Raw genomic sequence first — 20,744 nt, 5'->3', positions numbered from 1 at the left:
TGCAGTCATGACCTTGAATCTAGTGCCCCGGGCCGAGAGCCGGCCGTGGCCGTGGTGGGCGTCAGGCCGTGATGTTCGGCTCCTGCGGCAGCGCCGGACGCCCCCAGCCGGCGAGCAGTGAGTTGATCACCATCCGCAGGGTGGCCGGCATGTCGACGGCCGCCGGGTCCAGCAGCCATTGGACCTGCAGTCCGTCCATGACGGCGATCACCGCCGACGCGCCCCGCTCCAGCTCCGCCTCGCCCACCTCGATGCCGCCGACGATCCGGAGGGCCTGGTACACCTCGGACCGCAGGTCGGCGAATCGCGTCCGGAACCAGCCCTGGGCCGGGTGTCCCGGCGTCACCGACTCGGCCGAGAGGACCGTGTACGCCTGGACTATCCCGGACCGCGTCGTGTTCAGCCGCGCGGTGTCGATCAGGTGCGACAGGAACGCGGCGCCGGTCAGGGTCTCGCTCCCCGGGCCATCTTCGATGTCCCTGTCCCGCAACACTTCCACCAGCAGCCGTTCCTTGCTGCCGAAGTGGTGGAGCACGCCCTGGTGGGTGATGCCGACGCGCTCGGCGATCTCGCCCAGCGACCCGCCCCGGAAGCCGCGGGAGGTGAAGACCTGTCGGGCCGCCTCGACGATCTCGGCTCGTCGCCGGGCGGCGCGGGCCGTCACCCGTGGTGTGCTCGTGCCCCCGGTTGGCTCGGTCATGCGCCCCACCTTGCCATGTCCGCTGACCGCGCGGTCAGCGGTCGATCAGCCGGCCCTGACCGAGCCGGTGACCTCACCCGCCCCGTCGCGGCTGGCGACGCAGTAGAACGCGCGATCACCCTGGGCGAAGGCGAGTTCCCGAGGCGGGACGACGTCGATGTTGAAGGTCCCGTGCACGTTCGCGCCCACGTAGGACTTGAGCGCCTTCTGGGTGCAGATCTGCTTCACCACCTTGTCCTTGGCCACGTCGTCGTCGTACGGCGTCGGGGTGGACGGGTCGAGCAGTCCGGCTGCGTAGGCCTCCCAGTAGTGCGGCTCGGAACAGGGGATCTGGCGGGCCGTCTTGGTGCCGCTGATGTCGACCAAGCCGCCCCAGCAGGAGCCGGCGACCGGAACGGAAAGCGATCGGGCCGAGCTCGCGATCGGGGTCGGCGACGCCGATCGGGCACTCGAACTCGTTGGGGCCGTCCGGGTCGGCGACGGGGTACCGCGCGTCACCGGCGATGTCGCCGAATGTGTCGGGGCGAGGCCGCTCAGGTCCGTGACCAGCGCGTGGGTGCGCGCGGACGTACCGGCCGAGGCGACTCCGCCGGTCGAGGAGCGGCCGCCGAACACGACCAGCCCAGCGACGAACAGGATCGCCACCACGGCCGCGGCGGCACCGATCCACCGCCGGCTCCGAGGCGCGCGGGTGTCGGACTCCCGCGGCGCCGCTTCCGGTCTCGCCGCAAAGAGGCCGAGGGGGCCGGACGAGGACGGGTCCGGGTCGCGCCCGCCGTCCGATCCGACCGCCGGTACGCCGGGGTTGCCGGTCGTGAACGGCCTGGTGTGCGGCGTGCCCACCGGGATGACGGACGATGCCGGGCGTCCGGCCTTGACCAGGGCCAGATCATCCCGCATGGCCGCAGCCGACGGGTACCGGTCCTCCGGCCGGAACGCGGTGGCCCGCCAGATGATCGGCATCAGGGTGGCTGCATCCGGTGCGTCGGGCAATGGCAGCGGATCGTTCAACAGGAACAGCAGACGCGCCAGCGGCGGTGCTGTGCCGGAGCGGTCGCTTCGCGGGGCCCGTCCCAGGAGCAGCGCGTAGAGCGTGGCCCCGAGGGAATAGATGTCCATGGCCGCGGTCGGGTCGGAACCGCTGAACGCTTCGGGCGGCGCGTACGACGGGGTCAGCGACTCCATCGTCACCGAGAACCCCTCGGCCGCCCGCGGCAGAGCCGCGAGGCCGAAGTCGGCCAGGGCGCTGGAGCCGTACCGGGAGATCAGGATGTTGCCCGGCTTGACGTCCCGGTGCAGGATGCCGTCGGAATGCGCCGCGGCCAGCGCGTCGGCGATGGCGAGCCCGACGTCCACCACCTCGGAGGCGGGGACGGGCCCGGATCGCCGGATCCGGTCGGCGTACGAGCCGCCCGGATACAACTCCATGACCAGGTACGGGTGGGCATCGGCAGTGGTGCCGCCGTCGTACACGGTCACGATGTGCGGATGGGCCGAGACCGCGCCCGCGGCGACGATCTCGCGGGTGAACCGTCGCTTGTCCCGATCGTCGAGCAGCCGACGGTCGTCGACCTTCACGGCGACGTCCCGATCGACCGAGAGCTGCCGGGCCCGGTAGACGGCGGCGTAACCGCCCCGGCCGATCTTCTCCTCCAGGCGCACGCCGGGCACGACCGGGAGCACGTCGTCCGGCACCGGTGAGGAGAAGTCCGGGGTCCATCGGCCCGTCGGATCGTCGGTGGTCACCGGACATCCCGGGGATGACACAGCCCGCGGTCGACACTGTCGGTCGCGGGCTGGGTCATGTCGAGCACTCTACAAAGGGCACGCCGTTCACGGGCCCGATTCGCGTTGTCCGCTACAGGTATTGGCTAGAGGTACTGGCCGGTGTTCGATGCCGTGTCGATGGCCCGCGACCCCTCGGACTGCTTACCCGAGACCAGCGTGCGGATGTAGACGATCCGCTCGCCCTTCTTGCCCGAGATCCGTGCCCAGTCGTCCGGGTTGGTGGTGTTCGGCAGGTCCTCGTTCTCGGCGAACTCGTCGACGATGGCGTCAAGGAGGTTGGTCACCCGCAGACCGCCCGAGCCCACCGCCCCGGCTTTCTCCAGGCGTTCCTTGATGGCCGACTTCTTCGCCCGGTCCACGATGTTCTGGATCATGGCGCCGGAGTTGAAGTCCTTGAAGTACAGGACCTCCTTGTCGCCGTTGGCGTACGTGACCTCGAGGAAGCGGTTCTCGTCGGTCTCGGTGTACATCCGCTCGACGGTGTGCTGGATCATCGCCTGCACGGTGGCCTGGCGGTCGCCGCCGAACTCGGCCAGATCGTCCGGGTGGATCGGCAGGCTGGGCACCAGGTACTTGGTGAAGATGTCCCGGGCCGCTTCGGCGTCGGGGCGCTCGATCTTGATCTTCACGTCAAGGCGGCCGGGCCGCAGGATGGCCGGGTCGATCATGTCCTCGCGGTTGGAGGCGCCGATGACGATGACGTTCTCCAACCCCTCGACGCCGTCGATCTCGCTGAGCAGCTGCGGGACGATCGTCGTCTCGACGTCGGACGAGACGCCGGTGCCGCGGGTACGGAACACGGAGTCCATCTCGTCGAAGAAGACGATGACCGGGGTGCCGTCGGAGGCCTTCTCGCGGGCCCGCTGGAAGATCAGCCGGATGGTCCGCTCGGTCTCGCCGACGTACTTGTTCAGCAGCTCCGGTCCCTTGATGTTCAGGAAGTAGCTGGTGATGTGCTCGACCCCGCGGGCGGCGGCCACCTTACGGGCCAACGAGTTCGCCACCGCCTTGGCGATGAGCGTCTTGCCGCAGCCGGGCGGACCGTAGAGCAGCACGCCCTTCGGGGGACGCAGCTGGAACTCGCGGAACAGCTCGGCGTGCAGGAACGGCAGTTCGACGGCGTCACGAATCTGCTCGATCTGCCGGGTCAGGCCGCCGATGTCGCTGTACTCGACATCCGGCACCTCCTCCAGGACCAGATCCTCCACCTCGGCCTTGGGCACCCGTTCGTAGGCGAAGCCGGCCTTGGTGTCCACCAGCAGGGAGTCACCCGGTTTCAACGCGATGTCCATCAGCGGCGAGGCCAGGTTCACCACGCGTTCCTCGTCGGCGTGGCCGACGACCAGCGCCCGCCCGTCCGAGATCAGTTCCCGCAACGCGCAGACCTCGCCGACCAGCTCGAACGCGCCCGCTTCGACCACGGTGAGCGCTTCGTTCAGTCGCACCTGCTGCCCACGGCGCAGGGCCGGGATGTCGATGGACGGCGACACGGTCAAGCGCATCCGACGCCCACCGGTGAACACCTCGACGGTGCCCTCCGGGCCGGAGCTGAGGTAGACGCCGTAGCCGCTGGGCGGCTGAGCCAGCCGGTCGACCTCCTCCTTGAGCTGCAGCAACTGGGTACGCGCCTCGCGCAGGGTGAGGACCAACTTCTCGTTGCGCTCGGTCAGGGCATTGATCCGGGTCATCGATTCCGACAGCTGACGCTCCAACGGGCGCGTGTCCATCGGGGCAACGGCCAGGCGGCGGCGAAGCTGGGCCACCTCGTCGTTGAGCACCCTGATCTGCGCGCTGAGCGCGGCCGGGCTCTGCACATAGCCGTGCTCCGGCCCGCGGTCGTCTCGTGCTGGTTCGTACTGGCCGCTGGAGTTGTCGCCGTCGGTCACATCGCCCTCCCGTTTTTCGTGGGCTCGTAGATCACTCAACCCTACCTGCGCGCCGCGGCCCGGATCGGGACCACCGCTCACCGGGACGCCCGCGCGGCCCGGCAGCCGATCGACGGAACCGCCGGCGATGTGGGGCCGTCACAGCCCCAGACGGCCGACCTCTCCGGTCGGCGCGGCAGACCCAGGGAAGGGCAGGGGCGACAACGATGAGCGGACCGTGGAGTGGCTACGGGCAGACGTCCGACGACGGGTGGGGCCGCCCGACGCACGAAGGGCACCTCAGCGGACATGGACAGCAGCCGGCGACCAACGTCTGGCCGGCGGCCCCGTCGGGGGCGCCCTCGTACGGCCAACCGCCATCGGCGTACCTGCCCTATGGGCCGCAGCCGACCGGGCAGCAGCCGTACCACCAGCAGGCGTGGAGCCAGCCGTCCTACGGAGGGCAGTTCGGACCGGGCCCGATGTGGGGCGGCGAGCCGGCGGCCGCCCCGCGCAACAACCGCCCGCTGCTGATCGGCCTGCTCACGGTGGTGGTGGTCGCGGCCGCGGTGGTGATCACCGTGCTGATGACCAGGAAGGGGTCGACCTCGGCCACACCACCGGCGGTTCCGGTGCCGGTGGCCACCACGTCGAGCTCGACCGGAGCCCGTCCGATGCCCGATCCAGCCGGCCCGGCCGCAACCGGGACCACGAACGCCCCGACCACCGAGGTCGCCGCCCCGCCCGGGACCACGGAGGCGAACCCCCCGGCTGATCCGGGGACGGACACCACGTCCGATCCGGGGACGGACACCACCACCGACGGCGGCGACACCTCGACGAATGATCAGAGCGCTGCGCTCGGTGCCGCCACCGCGTTCGCGGCGGCGGTGAACGCGCACGACCTGGCGGCCACCCAGGCGGCCTCCTGCCCCGCCCTGGCCGCCGCGGTGACGCAGTCCGACCTCGACTCCATCACCCGCATCCGGATCACCGGGGCGCCCGTGCTCACCGGACGGAGCGGCCGCGTGCCGATCTCGGTCACCGACACCGGCGGCACGCAGACCGACAGCCTCCCGGTCCGGGCGGAGGACGGAACCTGGAAGGTCTGCAAGAGCTAGCAGCGCGCCAGGCCTGCGGACGTGGCTACCGCGTGCTCATGGGCCGGCGCTGCGGCTTCGGTGCGGTGAATCCGGGCGCCATCCGGCGGGTGGTCAGCAGGAACGCGGTGTGGCCCTGCATCCGGTGTTCCGGCCGCACGGACAGCCCGACCACGTGCCACGGTCGGTGCAGCGACTCCCAGGCATCGGGCTCGGTGAAGCCACCATGGTCGCGGAGCGCCTCGGCCACCTTCGACAACTGGGTCGTGGTGGCCACGTACACCGTCAGGACCCCACCCGGGACCAGCGACGCGGCGACCACGTCGATCATGGACCACGGTTCGAGCATGTCCAGCACGATCCGGTCGACCTCACCGGTGTGCTCGGCCATGTCGGCCACCTTGATCTCCCAGTTCTCCGGGCGCGCACCGAAGAACCGGTCCACGTTCTTGATTGCGTGGTCGGCGTGGTCCTGCCGCACCTCGTACGAGAGCACCGACCCGGTTGACCCGACGGCCCGAAGCAACGAGCAGGTCAGCGCCCCGGACCCGGCGCCGGCCTCCATCACCCTGGCACCCGGGAAGATGTCTCCCCAGTGCACGATCTGGGCCGCGTCCTTGGGATAGATCACCGCCGCGCCGCGCGGCATCGACAGCACGTAGTCGGTCAGCAGCGGACGCAACGCCAGATAGTCGGTCTTGCCGGCCGACGTGACGACCGATCCTTCCGGCTGCCCGATGAGAGCATCGTGCTCCAGCGCCCCGCGATGGGTGTGGAAGGTGGCGCCCGTCTCGAGCACCATCGTGTACTTACGGCCCTTCGGATCGGTCAACTGGACACGATCCCCGACTACGAATTCCCTGCTCACAGCACTCCTGTCAAAAACGGACACCCAGAGCACGCGCTCGGGCGACATCCCCCGCCACTGCGCTCGCCCTGACGACGAGTGCCTATCGACGACGGCGCCCGCTCAGTATCCGGGCGATGTCGGCCGAGAGCACAACTCCGGCCGGACGGCCGTCGTCGTCGACGAGCAGGAAGTGCCGGGAACGAACCGTGCGGAGGCGCGCGGCCACGTCGGCCGGCTCGTCGTGACTGAGGATCACCATCTCCGGCGTGATCGGTTCCGCGACCATGGTGGCCGGGGCCTGCGGTTGCGTCCGGGCCAGGTTGATCGCCGCCTGCTCGTCCATCAGGCCAACGGCCACACCGTCGGTCCCGGTCAGGATGACGGCGCGGCCGGCGGCCACCTGATTCGCCAGCTGCACCGGCGATTCGGTGGGCAGCTGCACGACGGCGCGGGCCAGTCCGGCGATCGTCACGTCGGCCGGCCACTTCACGGCCCGGTCCGAATTCTGTTCCGACGCCGCCCCGACGCCGACGAACAACGCCATGACGACGGCGATGCCACCCTGCAACACGGCGGCCTTGGTCGATCCGGCGACCTCGACGATCCCCCAGACGATCAACGCGACGGCGATCAGGTAGCCACCCGCGACCGCGGACAGGGTGCCGAGCCGACGACGTCCGGACGCCTGCCAGACCCCGGCCCGCAGGACCCGGCCGCCGTCCAGCGGCAACGCGGGCAGCACGTTGAAGATGGCGACCACTAGGTTGGCCAGCGCGAGCTCGATCAGCAGCAACCAGGTCACCGTGTGCGGGGTCGTGCTGCCGATCAGCAGCCCGAACACGCCGGCCAGGATGAACGAGACGCCGGGACCGGCCGCGGCGATCACCGCCTCCTCCTTCGGGGTGTTCGGCAGGCGTCCCAGCTCGGACACCCCGCCCAGCAGGTAGAGCCGCACTTCCAGTACCGGTACGCCGAGCGAACGCGCGGCCAGACAGTGCCCCAGCTCGTGGGCCAGCACGCTGACACCGAGCAGCACCCCGAGCCCCACGGCCACGGCCACGGCCGGACCGGTGGTGATCCCGGGAATGGCCTGTTCGACCACCGGGGTGGCCAGGATCGCGACGATCAGCACCGAGATCAGCCAGGACAGGGACAGGACGACCGGGATCCCGCCGATGCGTCCGAGCGGGATGCCGAAACTGCGGCGCGCCCCGCGAGGCACGGGCCGGGCGACGCGGTTCGATTCGGCGGACACCCCAGCAGGGTAGTCGGCACGGCGGATCCACCGGCTCCCGCTTCACCGCGCCGGCTATGGCGTGGAGGCCGGGCCGTAGCCGTCCGGGGCCCGCTGGGTCACGCTCTACCCTGGGCCCGGTGAGCTCATCCCCGGCCCGCCCGACGGCCTACTACGAACCCATCGACGACGGGCGGTTCCGGTCCACCACGCACGCCCAGGGCGCCTGGTCGGCCGACCAGCAGCACATGGCTCCGGTGTCCGGTCTGCTGACCCATGTGCTGGAAACGTGCTCCCCCCGAGACGATCTGATCATGTCGCGGGTGGCCTTCGACATCCTCGGGTCGATCCCGGACGGCGAGGTCGAAGTGGCCGCGACGGTGGTGCGCGCGGGCCGCACCATCGAGCTGCTGGAGGCCGAGATGACGGCCGGCGGACGCGCGGTGGTACGAGCGACCGCCTGGCGCCTGGCCCGGTCCGACACCTCGTCCATCGCCGGGACCGAGATCGACCGCATCCCCGGCCCCGACGAATTGGAGCCGTTCGACATGGCCGCCCTCTGGCCGGGCGGGTACATCCGGTCGGTCGAGGTCAGGGCGGCCGACGAACGTCGGCCCGGGCGGGCCACGGTTTGGATCCGCCCGAAGTTCGACCTGATCGACGGCGTCGAGGCGTCGGACACGGCCCGGCTGTTCGGTGTCATCGACACCGCCAACGGCGTGGCGGTCCGGGCCCGCCCGGACCAGGTGCTGTTCCCGAACACGGACCTGACGGTGCACCTGTTCCGTCGCCCCGAGGGGGAATGGCTCGGGCTGGACACCGACGTCACCTTCGGGCCGGACGGTCTCGGCCTGACGTCGAGCGTCCTGCACGACGTGCGGGGCCCCGTCGGCCGGTCGGCCCAGACCCTCACGGTGCGGATCCTGGGCTGATCACCGGACCATGGCCGGCCCGGGACCGGACACATGGACGCCGGTCCCGGTCCGTGGCCTACAGGCGGCAGGACCGGATGTCGGAGGCGAGGATGGCCTTGGCGCCGAGGGCGGCCAGGGCATCCATCACCGGGTTCGACTTGCTCCGCAGCACCATCGCGCGGACGGCCACCCAGTCCGGGTCGGCCAACGGCGCGACGGTCGGCGATTCCAGGCCGGGGGTGATCTTGGTCGCCGCGGCGAGCAGCGCCTTCGGGCAGTCGTAGTCGAGCATCAGGTACTGCTGGGCGAACACCACGCCCTGCAGACGGCTGATCAGCTGCCGGGCCGCAGCCGAGACGTCACCCTCGGCCCGGGTGATCATGATCGCCTCGGAGGCGCAGATGACGTCACCGAACGGGGCCAGCGCGTGCTGCCGAAGGGTCCGGCCGGATCCGACGACGTCGGCGATCGCGTCGGCCACGCCCAGCTGGATCGAGATCTCCACCGCGCCGTCGAGCCGGATGACGTCGGCCGACAGACCCCGGTCGGCGAGGTTCTGCCGGACCAGGTTCGGATAGGCGGTCGCGATCCGCAGGCCGGCCAGGTCCTGCACCTTCCAGTCGCGGCCGGTCGGCGCGGCGTAGCGGAAGGTGGAGTGCCCGAACCCGAGCCCGAGCTGTTCGGTGACCGGGGCGCCGGAGTCGGCCGTCAGGTCGCGGCCGGTGATGCCCAGATCGAGTTCTCCGGACCCGACGTAGATGGCGATGTCTTTGGGGCGCAGGAAGAAGAACTCGACGTCGTTGGCGGCGTCGATCACCGTCAGGTCACGCGAATCGTGCCGCTGGCGGTAGCCGGCCTCGCGCAGCATGTCGGTGGCCGGCTCGCTCAGCGTGCCCTTGTTCGGAACGGCAACTCGCAACATGGATGGACGCTCTCTGTTTCGGGTGGGACGGGAGGGTGGGGTCGCAAGCGGGCCCGATGCGGACCGGTCGGCGCGGTGGAGCGCCGACGGCAGCACGGCCCTACAGATGCTTGTAGACCTGCTCCAGTCCGATACCGCGGCCGATCATGATCACCTGGGCGCGGTAGAGCAGCTGCGAGATCTCCAGAGCCAGCGCCTCGTCACTCTCGTGCTCGGCGGCGATCCACACCTCACCGGCCTCTTCGAGCAACTTCTTGCCCTGGGCGTGCACCCCGGCATCCAGGGCCTCGACGGTGCCCGAGCCCTCCGGACGCTCGCTGGCGCGGTCCAGCAACTCGGCGAACAGGGCGTCGAAGGTCTTCACGATGACCTATTCTCCCAGACTCCGGCAGTGCCTGCGCTCACCGGCTCCGGCGCCTCGCTCCGCCCACCCGGAACGCGGGTCAGAAGTAGTCGAGAACGCGGGTCAGAAGTAGTCGAGAACGGCCGGCCGGGGGCCGGCGAACGCGGCATCCAGCACGGCATCGCCGGCCCGGGTGCCCGCCGCCAGTAGCCCGCCTCGGCGCAGGGTGGCGGCTGGCACTCCCCCGGCGTAGAGAACGGCCAGTCCGCTCGGCGTCACGACGCAGGCCTCGTCATCCGGTTCGACCGATTCCAGCCGCGCCTGGCCGCCGTCCACCACGAGCCGGTACGACCCGGAGTTCCACGGACAGACGGGATCGTCGAGGGACAACGGCACGTCGGCGGTCAACCCGGTCGGCCACCCGCGAGCGGCGACGGCGCCGGCCACGTCGACCACCCGCAACATGTACGGCCGTACCTGCTCCACCGAGAATCCGGTACCCGGGATGAACCAGTGGATCGGGTCGGTGCCGGAGGTGCGGATCCGGATGGTCGGGGTGACGGCGTCGAACGACCCGACCACGGACAGCAACGCGCGGTACCCGTCGGCCGTGGTCGAGAGCAGGTCGACCACCGTCAGGGCGGCGGTCCCCGAGTAGCCGGTGCCGCGGTTCCAGCTGACGTACCCGACCACCCGGCCGTCCGCTTCGGCCACCGTGCACCCGTCGGTGGCGGCGATCGGATCGGCACCGGAGAAGGAGTCGCCGTCCCGGCTGAGCAGGCCGGAACCCTCGGCCGCGACCGCGGCATACACGGCGTGGACGGCGGCGGCATCGGCCCCGGTGGCCCGGCGGACCGTGGTGTGCGCGGCCCGGATCCCGCGCAGCGCCGCGGCCGGGAAGGCGGCGTCGGTGAGTTCGGCCACCTGCTCGAAGCCCAGCGACCGGTACAGCGCCGGGGCCGTGCGGAACAGGGTGGAGATCACCGCACCCCGCTGCCGGGCCTGATCCAGCAGGTGCGTCATCACCCGGCGGGCCAGTCCGCCGCCGCGGTACTCCGGGGCGACCGCCACCCCGGCGACGCCCGCCGTCGGAACGCGGCGGCCGCCGATCCAGGAGTCGTAACTTCGGTCGTTGGCCTTGGCGGCCAACACCTTTCCATCGAACAGTCCCCAGCGCCGGATGTGCGGACCGATGGTGAACGCGACCTGACCTCCGGTCGGAGATCCGAAGGCGTGGTGACTCATCAGGGTCGAACTGGCCTCGTCGGCCTCGGTCAGCAGTCGCAGTTCCATCGTCGGGACGCTACCGCCGGGCCCGAGGACGCGGCCCGACGGGTGGCGGCGCCGTGCCTCCGGTTCAGCGCAGTTTGGCCGCCCGTCGGCGGGCCTTGGCCGCGGCGGCCTTCGCCTCCGCCATGTCCGCGGTGACCACGGGCGCCGGGATGGTGACGGTGGCCATGGTGCGGGTCGCGGACTTCTTGGCCGGAGCCTTGGGGGCGCTGCCGTTCGTCTTGGCCGTCGCTCTGGTCACCGGGCCCTTGGTCGCGGCAGCGACCGCCTTGACCGGGGCCTTCTTCGCCGGGGTGCGTCCGTTGACCGCGCCGTCGGTCGGAGCGCCCCGGCCGCGAAGGATTCCGGCCAGGAATTCACCGGTGAACGAGTCCGGGTTGGCGGCGATCTCCTCCGGCGTGCCGGTGGCCACCACCAGGCCACCCCCGGATCCGCCTTCGGGGCCCATGTCGATGATGTGGTCCGCCGTCTTGATCACGTCGAGGTTGTGCTCGATGACGATCACCGTGTTGCCCTTGTCGACCAGCCCGTTGATGACGATCAGCAGCTTCTCGACATCGGCGAAGTGCAGACCGGTGGTCGGCTCGTCGAGGACGTACACGGTGCGTCCGGTTGACCTCTTCTGCAGCTCGCTGCCGAGCTTCACCCGTTGCGCCTCGCCACCGGACAGGGTCGGTGCCGGCTGGCCGAGCCGGACGTACCCGAGGCCGACGTCGACCAGCGTCTTGAGGTGCCGGTGGATCGCCCCGATCGGCTGGAAGAACTCGGCCGCCTCTTCGATGGGGGTGTTCAGCACATCCGCGATGGACTTGCCCTTGTAGTGCACGTCCAGGGTTTCGCGGTTGTAGCGGGCGCCCTTGCAGACCTCGCACGGCACGTAGATGTCGGGCAGGAAGTTCATCTCGATCTTCAGGGTGCCGTCGCCGGAGCAGGCCTCGCAGCGCCCGCCCTTGACGTTGAACGAGAACCGGCCCTGCTGGTAACCGCGGACCTTGGCCTCGGTGGTCGAGGCGAACAACTTCCGGACGTGATCGAAGACGCCGGTGTAGGTCGCCGGGTTGGATCGCGGCGTGCGTCCGATCGGCGACTGGTCGACCCCGACCACCTTGTCCACCAGGTCAAGGCCGGTGACGCGGGTGTGCCGGCCGGGCACGGTCCGGGCGCCGTTGATCCGATTGGCCAGCACCGAGTGCAGGATGTCGTTGACCAGCGTCGACTTGCCCGACCCGGAGACGCCGGTGACCGCGATGAGGGTGCCCAGCGGGAAGTCGACGGTGACGTTGCGCAGATTGTTCTCCCGCGCCCCGACGACCGTGAGCTTGCGGGCCGGATCGATCGGTCGCCGCACCGGCGGCACCGCGATCTCGCGCCGGCCGGACAGGAACGCGCCGGTGATCGACTCCTCCGAGTCGATCAGCTCCTGCACCGGGCCGGACACGACGACCTTGCCGCCGTGCTCGCCCGCACCGGGACCGATGTCGACCACCCAGTCCGCGGTGCGGATGGTGTCCTCGTCGTGTTCGACGACGATCAGTGTGTTGCCGAGGTCCCGGAGCCGGGTCAACGTCTTGATCAGGCGGTGGTTGTCCCTCTGGTGCAACCCGATCGACGGCTCGTCGAGGACGTACAGCACACCAACCAGCCCGGACCCGATCTGAGTGGCCAACCGGATCCGCTGGGCCTCGCCGCCGGACAATGTCGCGGCGGCCCGGGACAGGGACAGGTAGTTCAGCCCGACGTCGAGCAGGAACCCGAGCCGGGCCGCGACCTCCTTCAGCACCCGCTCGGCGATCATCCGGTCCCGCTCGGAGAGCACCAGGCCGGGGAAGAAGTCGAACGCCTCCTTGATCGACATGCCGGCGAGCTGCGCGATGTTGACGTCGCCCTGCTCGCTGTGCTCGATCGTGACGGCCAGGATCTCCGGCTTGAGCCGGGTGCCGTTGCACACCGGGCACGGCACCTCCCGCATGTACCCCTCGTACTTGTCGCGGGCCCACTCCGAGTCGGTCTGCTGGGCCCGCCGCTCCAGGAACGGGATGGCCCCCTCGAACTCGGCGTAGTAGGAGCGCTGCCGGCCGTACCGGTTGCGATAGCTGACGTGCACCTGGTCGGACGACCCGTTCAGCACGGCCTTGCGGGCCGCGGCCGGCAGGTCGTCCCACGGGGTGTCGACCGAGAAGCCCATGATCTTGGCCAGGCCGTCGAGCAGGCGGACGAAGTACTCGCTGGTGGTGCCGACCGACCACGGGTGGATCGCCCCTTCGGCCAGCGACAGGCGGCCGTCGGGGACGACGAGCTCCGGGTCGACCTCCTTGCGGGTGCCCAGCCCGGTGCACTCCGGGCAGGCGCCGAACGGCGAGTTGAACGAGAAGGCCCTCGGCTCGAGCTCGTCCAGCGCCAGCGGGTGATCATTGGGGCAGGCCAGGCGCTCCGAGTACCGGCGCTCGCGGCCCGGATCATCTTCGTCGAGATCGACGAATTCGAGGATCACCACTCCGTCGGCCAGTCCGAGCCCAGTCTCCACCGAATCGGTGATCCGCTGCTTCGCACTCTCCCGGATCACCAACCGGTCGACGACCACCTCGATGGAGTGCTTCTCCTGCTTCTTGAGCTTCGGCGGTTCGGTCAACTGGTGGACCGTTCCGTCGATCCGGGCCCGTGAGTAGCCCTTGGACTGCAGGTCGACCAGCAGGTCGACGTACTCGCCCTTGCGCTCCCGGATGACGGGGGCCAGGACCTGGAACCGAGTGCCCTCGGGCATCTCCAGCACCCGGTCGACGATCTGCTGCGGCGTCTGCTTGGAGATGATCTCGCCGCAGACCGGGCAGTGCGGATGCCCGACCCGGGCGTAGAGCAGACGGAGGTAGTCGTAGATCTCGGTGATGGTCCCGACGGTGGACCGCGGGTTCCGCGAGGTCGATTTCTGGTCGATCGACACCGCGGGCGACAAACCCTCGATGAAGTCGACGTCCGGCTTGTCCATCTGCCCGAGGAACTGGCGGGCGTAGGACGACAACGATTCGACATAGCGTCGCTGACCTTCGGCGAAGATGGTGTCGAAGGCCAGGGAGGACTTGCCCGAGCCCGAGAGGCCCGTGAAGACCACCATCGAATCCCGGGGCAGGGTGATGTCGACGTTGCGGAGGTTGTGCTCGCGGGCGCCCCGCACGATGAGGTGATCAGTCACGATTCCCCATGCTAGGTGCGACCACCGACAGCGCCTCATCGACGCAGGTCAGGCCGGTGACAGTGAGTTGTAGCCCTCAAGTCGGGGTCGACGGGCACCGGCGGCCGGTCCACCGGGGTGCCGACCCGCACCACCGGACCGGGCAGGATGAGCGCATGACGATTCCCCCCGTGCGCTGGGCCCTGGTCGGATACGGATCGGGCGGCCGGGTGTTCCACGCTCCGATGCTGGCCGGCGCCGACGGCGTCGAACTGGTGGCCGTCGTCACCGGCGATCCCGGGCGACGGGCCGAGGTGGCCGACCGGTTGCCATCGGCCCGAGCCGTGTCGGACCTGACCGAACTGCCCGACCTCGGGGTGGCCGCGGTGACGATCACCACCCCGCCGGCCACACACACGGACCTGGCTCACCGGGCGCTGGATCTGGGCCTGGACGTCGTGGTCGACAAGCCGTTCGCGCTGACCGAGGCGGCGGCCCGGCGCCTCGTGGACCATGCCCGAGACGCCGGGCGAATGTTGACCGTCTATCAGAACCGGCGCTGGGACACGGATTTCCTGACCGTCCGCCGGTTGATCGCGGACGGCCGGCTGGGCCGGGTGCACCGGTTCGTCTCCCGGATCGACCGGCTCCGTCCGGTGCGGCCGGGCTGGGCCACCGCGGTGAGCACCGGAGGCGGCACGCTGCTCGACCTCGGTCCGCACCTGATCGACCAGGCCCTGCAGTTGTTCGGTCCGGTCGCCCGGCTCCACGCCCAGTTGCGCGCGATCCGGCCCGGCAGCGGCGCCGAGGACGAGGTGGAGCTGCACCTCGAGCACGCCGGCGGGGTGTTCTCCACCATCGCCGCCGGGATGGCCAGCGCGGCGGAAGGCCCGCGACTCCAGGTCAACGGGGACCGGGGCGGGTATCTGGTGGACGGGTTCGACGTGCAGGAGGCTCAACTCAAGTCCGGCGCCAGCCCCCGCACGCTCGGTGACGCGTGGGGCGTCGAGCCGCCGTCGGGCTTCGGCCGACTGACCACAGCCGACGGCACGGTGGTGGTGCCCTCCGAACGTGGTCGCTGGGACTGGTTCTACCCGGCGGCGGCCGCCGCCGTTCGCGGCGAGGGTCCGGTACCGGTCGATCCGAACGACGCCGTGGCGACCGCCCGGATCATCGACCAGGCGCGCATCTCGGCCGCAGAGCACCGCGTCGTCGAGGTCTGACGCCAACCTCCGGCGGAGCCCGGAACACCGCGTTGTAGGTTTGGCCCCATGAGCTCAACCGCCCATGACGACGGAACTCCCTTGTACACCGGCCATGTCGAACCGCGGGGTGAACCATCGACCCGCCGTCTCGGCGCGATCAGCATCACCAAGATGTCGGTCGGCCCGACGGACAACAACGTCTACCTGTTGACCTGTCTGGAGACCGGTGACGCCCTGCTGGTGGACGCGGCCAACGACAGCGAGCGCATCGCGGATCTGCTCGGGGTCGGCCCGGACCGCCCGCGTCTGCGGAGCATCGTCACCACGCATTCCCATCGGGATCACTGGCAGGCCCTCGGCGCGATCGCCGGCCAGACCGGAGCCAACCTCTACGCGGGCGCTCCCGACGCGGCGGATCTGCCGGTCCCGACCGACGTACCGCTGGGCCAGGGCGACGCGGTACCGCTCGGGTCGTGCCAGCTCGAGTCCATCGCCCTGCGCGGGCACACCCCGGGCTCGGTGGCCCTGCTCTACCAGGACCCGGGTGGCACGGCCCACCTGTTCACCGGGGATTCCCTCTTCCCCGGCGGGCCGGGCCGGACCACGTCCCCGGCTGATTTCGCCTCCTTGATGAATGACCTGACCAAACGGGTCTTCGACCGGTTGCCCGACGACACGTGGGTGTATCCCGGGCACGGCGATGACACCACCCTCGGCGCCGAGCGCCCACACCTCGCCGAATGGCGGGCCCGGGGCTGGTAGGCGAAAACAGAGAGGGCCGGTGGCCGGAGTCTCCTCCGGCCACCGGCCCTCTCGTTCTCTTGGCGATCGGTCAGCCGACCGTCAGGCCATGGCCAGACCCGGCTCGACGGCCGCAGCGTCCGTCTTGCTGGCGTTGATCAGCAGCAACGACGCGACCGTGGCCAGAGCGAACAGACCCGCGGCCCAGGTGAAGGCAACGCTGTACCCGTGGGTGCTGGCCGCGTTGATCAGCACCATGGCCTTCTGTGCCGCACTATCCGGAACGGCCGCCGCGGCCGCGAAGGCGTTGGGATTCGTCTGGTAGAGCTGCACGGCGGCACCCGTTGCCGCGCTGTCGATGTGGCCGGCGATGTACGCCGTGGTGGCACTGACGGCGAATGTGCTCAGCAGGGCCGTTCCGAGCGAACCACCGATCTGCTGGGTGGTGTTGACCATCGCACTCGCCACACCCGAATCCTTGGCGTCGACCCCGTGCAACGCCACGTTGGTGGTGGACATGAAGATGAAGCCCATGCCCACGGACATCAGCAGCACGGCCGGCAGGATGGTGCCCACGTAGCTGGAGCTGAGCGTCAACCGGGAGAGCACGACCAGGCCGAGGACACCGAGGATGAGACCGGCCGGTACGACGATCTTGGCTCCGACCTTCAGCACCAGCTGTGACCCGACACCGGCACCGATGATGACTCCGGCGCTGAACGGCAGGAACGCGACGCCGGACTGGACCGGGCTCCACAGCTTGACGCCCTGCAGGAAGAAGGTGAGGAACAGGAACACCGCGAACAGACCGGTGCCGACCAGCAGGCCAACGACATAGGCGCCGGCTCGGTTGCGGTCCTTGAGGATGCGCATCGGCAGGATGGCATGCGGGTTGCGGCTCTCGAGCACCACGAACAGCACCAGCAGGACGACCGCCCCGACCAGCCAGCCCCAGGTGCTCGGCGATGACCACGAATGAGAGGCGGCCTGGTTGAAGCCCCAGACCAGCATGCCCAGCCCGATGGTTCCCAACAGGGCACCCAGGACGTCGTAGCTCCCCTGCCGTTCGGTGTTCGACTCGTGAAGGTAGATCGAGGTGCCGATGATGGCGACCACAGAGATCGGGACGTTCACCAGGAGGCACCACCGCCAGGTGGCGTACTCGGTCAGCAGCCCGCCGAGGACCAGACCGACGGCGGCGCCGCCGCCGGCGATCGCGCCGAACACGGCGAACGCCTTGGCCCGCTCCTTCGGGTCGCGGAACGTCACCGTCAGCATCGACAGGGTCGACGGGGCCAGCATGGCCGCGAAGACGCCCTGCAGGGCGCGCGCGCCGGCCAGCATCACGAAGTCCTGGGCGATGCCACCCAGGGCCGAGGCCAGGGCGAATCCGCCGAGGGCGATCATCAGGATCTTCTTGCGGCCGAGGTAGTCACCGATGCGGCCACCGAGGAGCAGCAGGGCACCGAAGGGCAGGGCGTAGGCGGTGACGATCCACTGCCGGTTGGCGTCGGAGATGTGCAGCGCGGTCGCGGCATCGGGCAGTGCGATGTTGACGATGGTGGCGTCGAGCACCACCATCAGCTGTGCGATGCCGATGACGATGAGCGCCAGCCATCGCTTCGGATCGAGGTCGCTGACGGACCCCGATTTTTCCAGGTCAGTCGTCGGACTGGTCACACGGGACTCCTTGTCGAGAGAGACAGTTCAGCAGTCGAGCTGAACCGAGAACATCATGTCGGTGAGCACCGACAGTCGCTTACGGCCGACATCGGCCCGGGTCTTGCTGCCGCTGACCGCGTCGTCATGGCACCGAAGCAGGGAACTACTCGTACGTCGAACCGGGCAACTGGATTTCGACAATCGCCCGGAAAATCAGGTGGGAATCAACTCGTCGGGATGGCCCCGGCGTGCCGGATCACCGGCATCAGCACGTCGTCGACCAGGTGCTGGACGTACCCGGCGTCGACGCACTTCGCGTCGACCCCGGTGCGGGCGCAGAACTGGGCCTGCGCGACCTCGAACACCAGAGCCGCATCGACCGGCCGTCGCACTTCTCCGCGGCGGAAGGCCCGGTCGAGCAATCCCTGCAACGCGGCGAACTGGGCATCACGAAGGGTTTCGCGAAGGGACGCCGCAAACGCCTCGTCGTCGGAGGCGGCGTAGACCAGGCTCTTGAGCGCCGCCGTGTTGGCTGACAGCAGGACCGGATCCTGCAACTGGCGCTGCATCCGGGCCACGATGTCGTCCCGCAGGCTCCCGGTGTCGATCAGGACGTCGTCCATACCCTCGAAGACCCGGCGCAGCGCATCGACCACCAGATCGTTCTTGTTGGACCAGCGGCGGTAGATGGTGGCCTTCGAAGCTTTCGCGCGCGCCGCCACGGCATCCATCGTCACGGATTCGTAGCTCGTCTCGTTCAACAGCTCGACCACGGCTTGACAGATCGCGGCCTCGCGGCCGGCACCACGGCGAGTGACCGTGCTGACCGGACAGCCGAGCTTCCCGATGGCCGCGAAACGGGACGACGCCGCTCGCGGCACGTTCGCTAGACCGACGATCTCCGACATGAACGAAACGGTACCGTTCACATCCGGCCCGCGTACGTGCTTTTCACATCTTGTGAGCTAGTTCACTGCGGACGCGATCCCGAGCCTCCGAACAGGCCACCGACGGTCAGGGTCGTTCCACCGGTAGGTACCGCTCCCACCAGGCGAGGATGGCCTCGAACCGCTGCAGGCGATGACGCGGTCGCCCCGACCGGGACAACTCGTGCCCCTCGGACGGGAACAACAGCATCTCCACCTCGGCCCCCCGCTTCTTCAGGGCGACGTACAGTCGCTGGCCCTGCTCGAGCGGACACCGCCAATCATGTTCGGAATGGATGATCAACAGCGGGAGCGAGATGTCGTCGGCGTAGGCCAGAGGCGAAGCCTGCCACTGGGTCTCGCGAGTCGGACCGGCGTACACCTCGGCGAAGTAGTGACCGATGTCGCTCGACCCGGCGAAGCTGTCCCAGGCGTTCACCGCTCGCTCGCTGATGGCCGCGGTGAACCGGTCCGGGGCGTGCGACGCCAGCCAGGACGTCATGAATCCGCCGTACGAACCGCCCATCACCCCGACCCTTGACGCATCGAGGTCGGGCCGGGCCAGGGCTGCGTCGAGCAACGCCAGGACGTCGTCGGCGTCGATGGTGCCCAGGCGCCCCAGCACCGACCGGCCGTGCTCGTGCCCGTACCCGGCCGAGCCGCGGGGATTGGGCAGCACCACCGCGTACCCGGCTCCGGCATACACCTGGGCCTCGTCGAACAGACCCCATCCGTAGGCGGCGTGGGGGCCGCCGTGCACATCCAACAGGACCGGATGCGGCCCCTCCCCCGACGGCAGCACCAAAAAGCCATGAACCGGATAGCCGTCAGGGGCGCTGGCCGTGATCTCGATCTGGCGGGCCAGCCCACCGGCCCGGACCTCGGCGCCCAGTTCGGTGAGCACCCGTTCCGACCCGGCGAGCGCACCGTCCGGCGCCAACCCGACGGTGATCACCTCGCCGGCACTGCTCGGGTCGGCCACCACCGCGGCCAGCACGCCCTGCGCAGCGGCAAAGGCCGAAACCACCCGCGGGCCGCCGAGAACCACCGGCAGGTCCTCGAGGTCGAGTCGGTCCGCCGACAGCGCCACGGTGCGTACACCGACGGTGCCCCGGTGAAGCACCGCGACCAGCATGTGGTCACCGTGCCGGACCGGCCGGCAGGTGCCGTCGACCTCGACGTCGCAGCCGGTCATCCGCCGGGGCGTGCCGGCGCCGGACGGGAGCGTCCACAGCGCCGTGGTCCGCCCCGACGAATCGATTCCGGCAAATTCCGCCCCCAGGTAGTACAGGTCGCCATCGACCGCGACCGCCTGTTCGGCGTTTCCCGGAAGCACACACAGCAACTCCCCGGGAGACGGCTCGGAGCCCCCGGGATCCGCGGCGACCACCGCGAACTCGGCCTGCGGAAGGTCGGGGCGGGCCGCCCGGACGTACGCCAGGCGATCCTGGTCCAGCCAGACCGGGACGCCCCGCAGATCCGGTTCCCGGGTGACGGCGACCGGCTCGCCGTCCCGGTCGCCGGAGAGATCGAGGACGAAGATCTGATCCGGCTGGTCGAGCAGGAAGCCCCGGCCGTCGCGCCGGTAGGAGAGGCGGTCGATCAGTCGGGGCGCTTCGGCTTCGGCGCCGACCTCGGCGTCGGTGCCGTAGCGACCCGTCTCGGGCACCGCGGTGACGTAGGCGATCCGATCACCGGACGGCGAGAAAGTCGGGTGCTGCACCGACATCGGGTGAGAGGTGAGCTTCGTCGCCTCGCCGCCGTTCAGGTCGATGACGTGCAACTGCGCGGGGCCGGTCGCCGGCGAACGGAGGAAGGCCAAGGTGTGCCCGTCCGGTGACAGCACGGGGGACGTGTCCCGCGGACCGAAGGTGAGGCGGCGCCCTCCGGCCGCTCCGAACTGCCACAACGAACCGCCGTAGCGGTCGGCGTCCAGTTCGCAGGTGGCGACAGCGACGAGTACCTCCCCGTTCGGAGTGATCGCGGGTCGACCGGGGATCTTCAGCTGGGCGATGTCATCGGGTCTCACACGGACGAC

Annotated in this window: 15 protein-coding genes and 1 pseudogene; 4 read left to right on the top strand and 12 right to left on the bottom strand. The window is 69.9% G+C overall.

Annotated elements, in window-relative coordinates; genetic code table 11:
- Window positions 1–61: 61 nt before the first annotated feature.
- The 3 genes from BLS97_RS18325 to arc form a co-directional block, all read right to left on the bottom strand.
- Window positions 62–700: a TetR/AcrR family transcriptional regulator gene (locus BLS97_RS18325; protein WP_090478737.1), complete on the bottom strand. Its 639-nt coding sequence runs from the start codon at window positions 698–700 to the stop codon at window positions 62–64.
- Between the two features lie 45 nt (window positions 701–745).
- Window positions 746–2,446 (bottom strand): serine/threonine-protein kinase, encoded by a 1,701-nt coding sequence (locus BLS97_RS18320; protein ID WP_172832302.1) that lies wholly within the window; start codon window positions 2,444–2,446, stop codon window positions 746–748.
- A 125-nt stretch (window positions 2,447–2,571) separates the two neighbouring features.
- Window positions 2,572–4,302, bottom strand: a complete 1,731-nt coding sequence (gene arc, locus BLS97_RS18315; protein WP_172832391.1) for a proteasome ATPase — start codon at window positions 4,300–4,302, stop codon at window positions 2,572–2,574.
- A 278-nt stretch (window positions 4,303–4,580) separates the two neighbouring features.
- Between arc and BLS97_RS18310 the strand changes: the two genes are divergently transcribed.
- Entirely contained in the window at window positions 4,581–5,474 is an 894-nt protein-coding gene (locus tag BLS97_RS18310; protein ID WP_090478731.1) for a hypothetical protein, read from the top strand.
- Window positions 5,475–5,499: 25 nt separating this feature from the next.
- Here the strand turns inward: BLS97_RS18310 and BLS97_RS18305 are convergent, their stop codons facing one another.
- Both BLS97_RS18305 and BLS97_RS18300 read right to left on the bottom strand, forming a co-directional pair.
- Window positions 5,500–6,369 (bottom strand): tRNA (adenine-N1)-methyltransferase, encoded by an 870-nt coding sequence (locus BLS97_RS18305; RefSeq protein WP_090478728.1) that lies wholly within the window; start codon window positions 6,367–6,369, stop codon window positions 5,500–5,502.
- Window positions 6,370–6,403: 34 nt separating this feature from the next.
- Window positions 6,404–7,558: a site-2 protease family protein gene (locus tag BLS97_RS18300; RefSeq protein ID WP_090478725.1), complete on the bottom strand. Its 1,155-nt coding sequence runs from the start codon at window positions 7,556–7,558 to the stop codon at window positions 6,404–6,406.
- 119 nt (window positions 7,559–7,677) lie between these two features.
- On the opposite strand from BLS97_RS18300, the gene BLS97_RS18295 reads away from it, so the two are divergent.
- Complete coding sequence (locus BLS97_RS18295; RefSeq protein WP_197676262.1) at window positions 7,678–8,469, top strand: thioesterase family protein; 792 nt, start codon at window positions 7,678–7,680, stop codon at window positions 8,467–8,469.
- A gap of 58 nt (window positions 8,470–8,527) precedes the next feature.
- On the opposite strand, the gene hisG is transcribed toward BLS97_RS18295, so the two are convergent.
- The 4 genes and pseudogenes from hisG to uvrA form a co-directional block, all read right to left on the bottom strand.
- Window positions 8,528–9,373: an ATP phosphoribosyltransferase gene (gene hisG, locus BLS97_RS18290; protein ID WP_090478719.1), complete on the bottom strand. Its 846-nt coding sequence runs from the start codon at window positions 9,371–9,373 to the stop codon at window positions 8,528–8,530.
- Between the two features lie 100 nt (window positions 9,374–9,473).
- Entirely contained in the window at window positions 9,474–9,737 is a 264-nt protein-coding gene (locus BLS97_RS18285; protein ID WP_090478716.1) for a phosphoribosyl-ATP diphosphatase, read from the bottom strand.
- 102 nt (window positions 9,738–9,839) lie between these two features.
- Window positions 9,840–11,009, bottom strand: coding sequence for a GNAT family N-acetyltransferase (locus BLS97_RS18280; RefSeq protein WP_090478713.1), 1,170 nt, complete (start codon window positions 11,007–11,009; stop codon window positions 9,840–9,842).
- A 348-nt stretch (window positions 11,010–11,357) separates the two neighbouring features.
- Window positions 11,358–14,193 (bottom strand): annotated as a pseudogene (gene uvrA, locus BLS97_RS18275) (excinuclease ABC subunit UvrA); the annotation flags it as partial.
- 155 nt (window positions 14,194–14,348) lie between these two features.
- Here uvrA and BLS97_RS18270 point away from each other — a divergent pair.
- Together BLS97_RS18270 and BLS97_RS18265 are read left to right on the top strand one after the other, a co-directional pair.
- Complete coding sequence (locus BLS97_RS18270; RefSeq protein ID WP_090478707.1) at window positions 14,349–15,395, top strand: Gfo/Idh/MocA family protein; 1,047 nt, start codon at window positions 14,349–14,351, stop codon at window positions 15,393–15,395.
- Between the two features lie 48 nt (window positions 15,396–15,443).
- Entirely contained in the window at window positions 15,444–16,139 is a 696-nt protein-coding gene (locus BLS97_RS18265) for an MBL fold metallo-hydrolase (protein ID WP_090478703.1), read from the top strand.
- Between the two features lie 81 nt (window positions 16,140–16,220).
- Here the strand turns inward: BLS97_RS18265 and BLS97_RS18260 are convergent, their stop codons facing one another.
- The 3 genes from BLS97_RS18260 to BLS97_RS18250 form a co-directional block, all read right to left on the bottom strand.
- Window positions 16,221–17,798, bottom strand: a complete 1,578-nt coding sequence (locus tag BLS97_RS18260; RefSeq protein WP_197676261.1) for an MFS transporter — start codon at window positions 17,796–17,798, stop codon at window positions 16,221–16,223.
- Window positions 17,799–18,004: 206 nt separating this feature from the next.
- Complete coding sequence (locus BLS97_RS18255; RefSeq protein ID WP_157695515.1) at window positions 18,005–18,688, bottom strand: TetR/AcrR family transcriptional regulator; 684 nt, start codon at window positions 18,686–18,688, stop codon at window positions 18,005–18,007.
- A gap of 106 nt (window positions 18,689–18,794) precedes the next feature.
- Window positions 18,795–20,735, bottom strand: coding sequence for a S9 family peptidase (locus BLS97_RS18250; protein ID WP_090478696.1), 1,941 nt, complete (start codon window positions 20,733–20,735; stop codon window positions 18,795–18,797).
- Window positions 20,736–20,744: the final 9 nt, after the last annotated feature.

Origin of the sequence: Nakamurella panacisegetis, assembly GCF_900104535.1 — a bacterium.
Taxonomy (GTDB): domain Bacteria; phylum Actinomycetota; class Actinomycetes; order Mycobacteriales; family Nakamurellaceae; genus Nakamurella; species Nakamurella panacisegetis.
The sequence above is the reverse complement of the archived record's forward strand: the minus strand, read 5'-3'. Positions and strand labels throughout refer to the sequence as shown.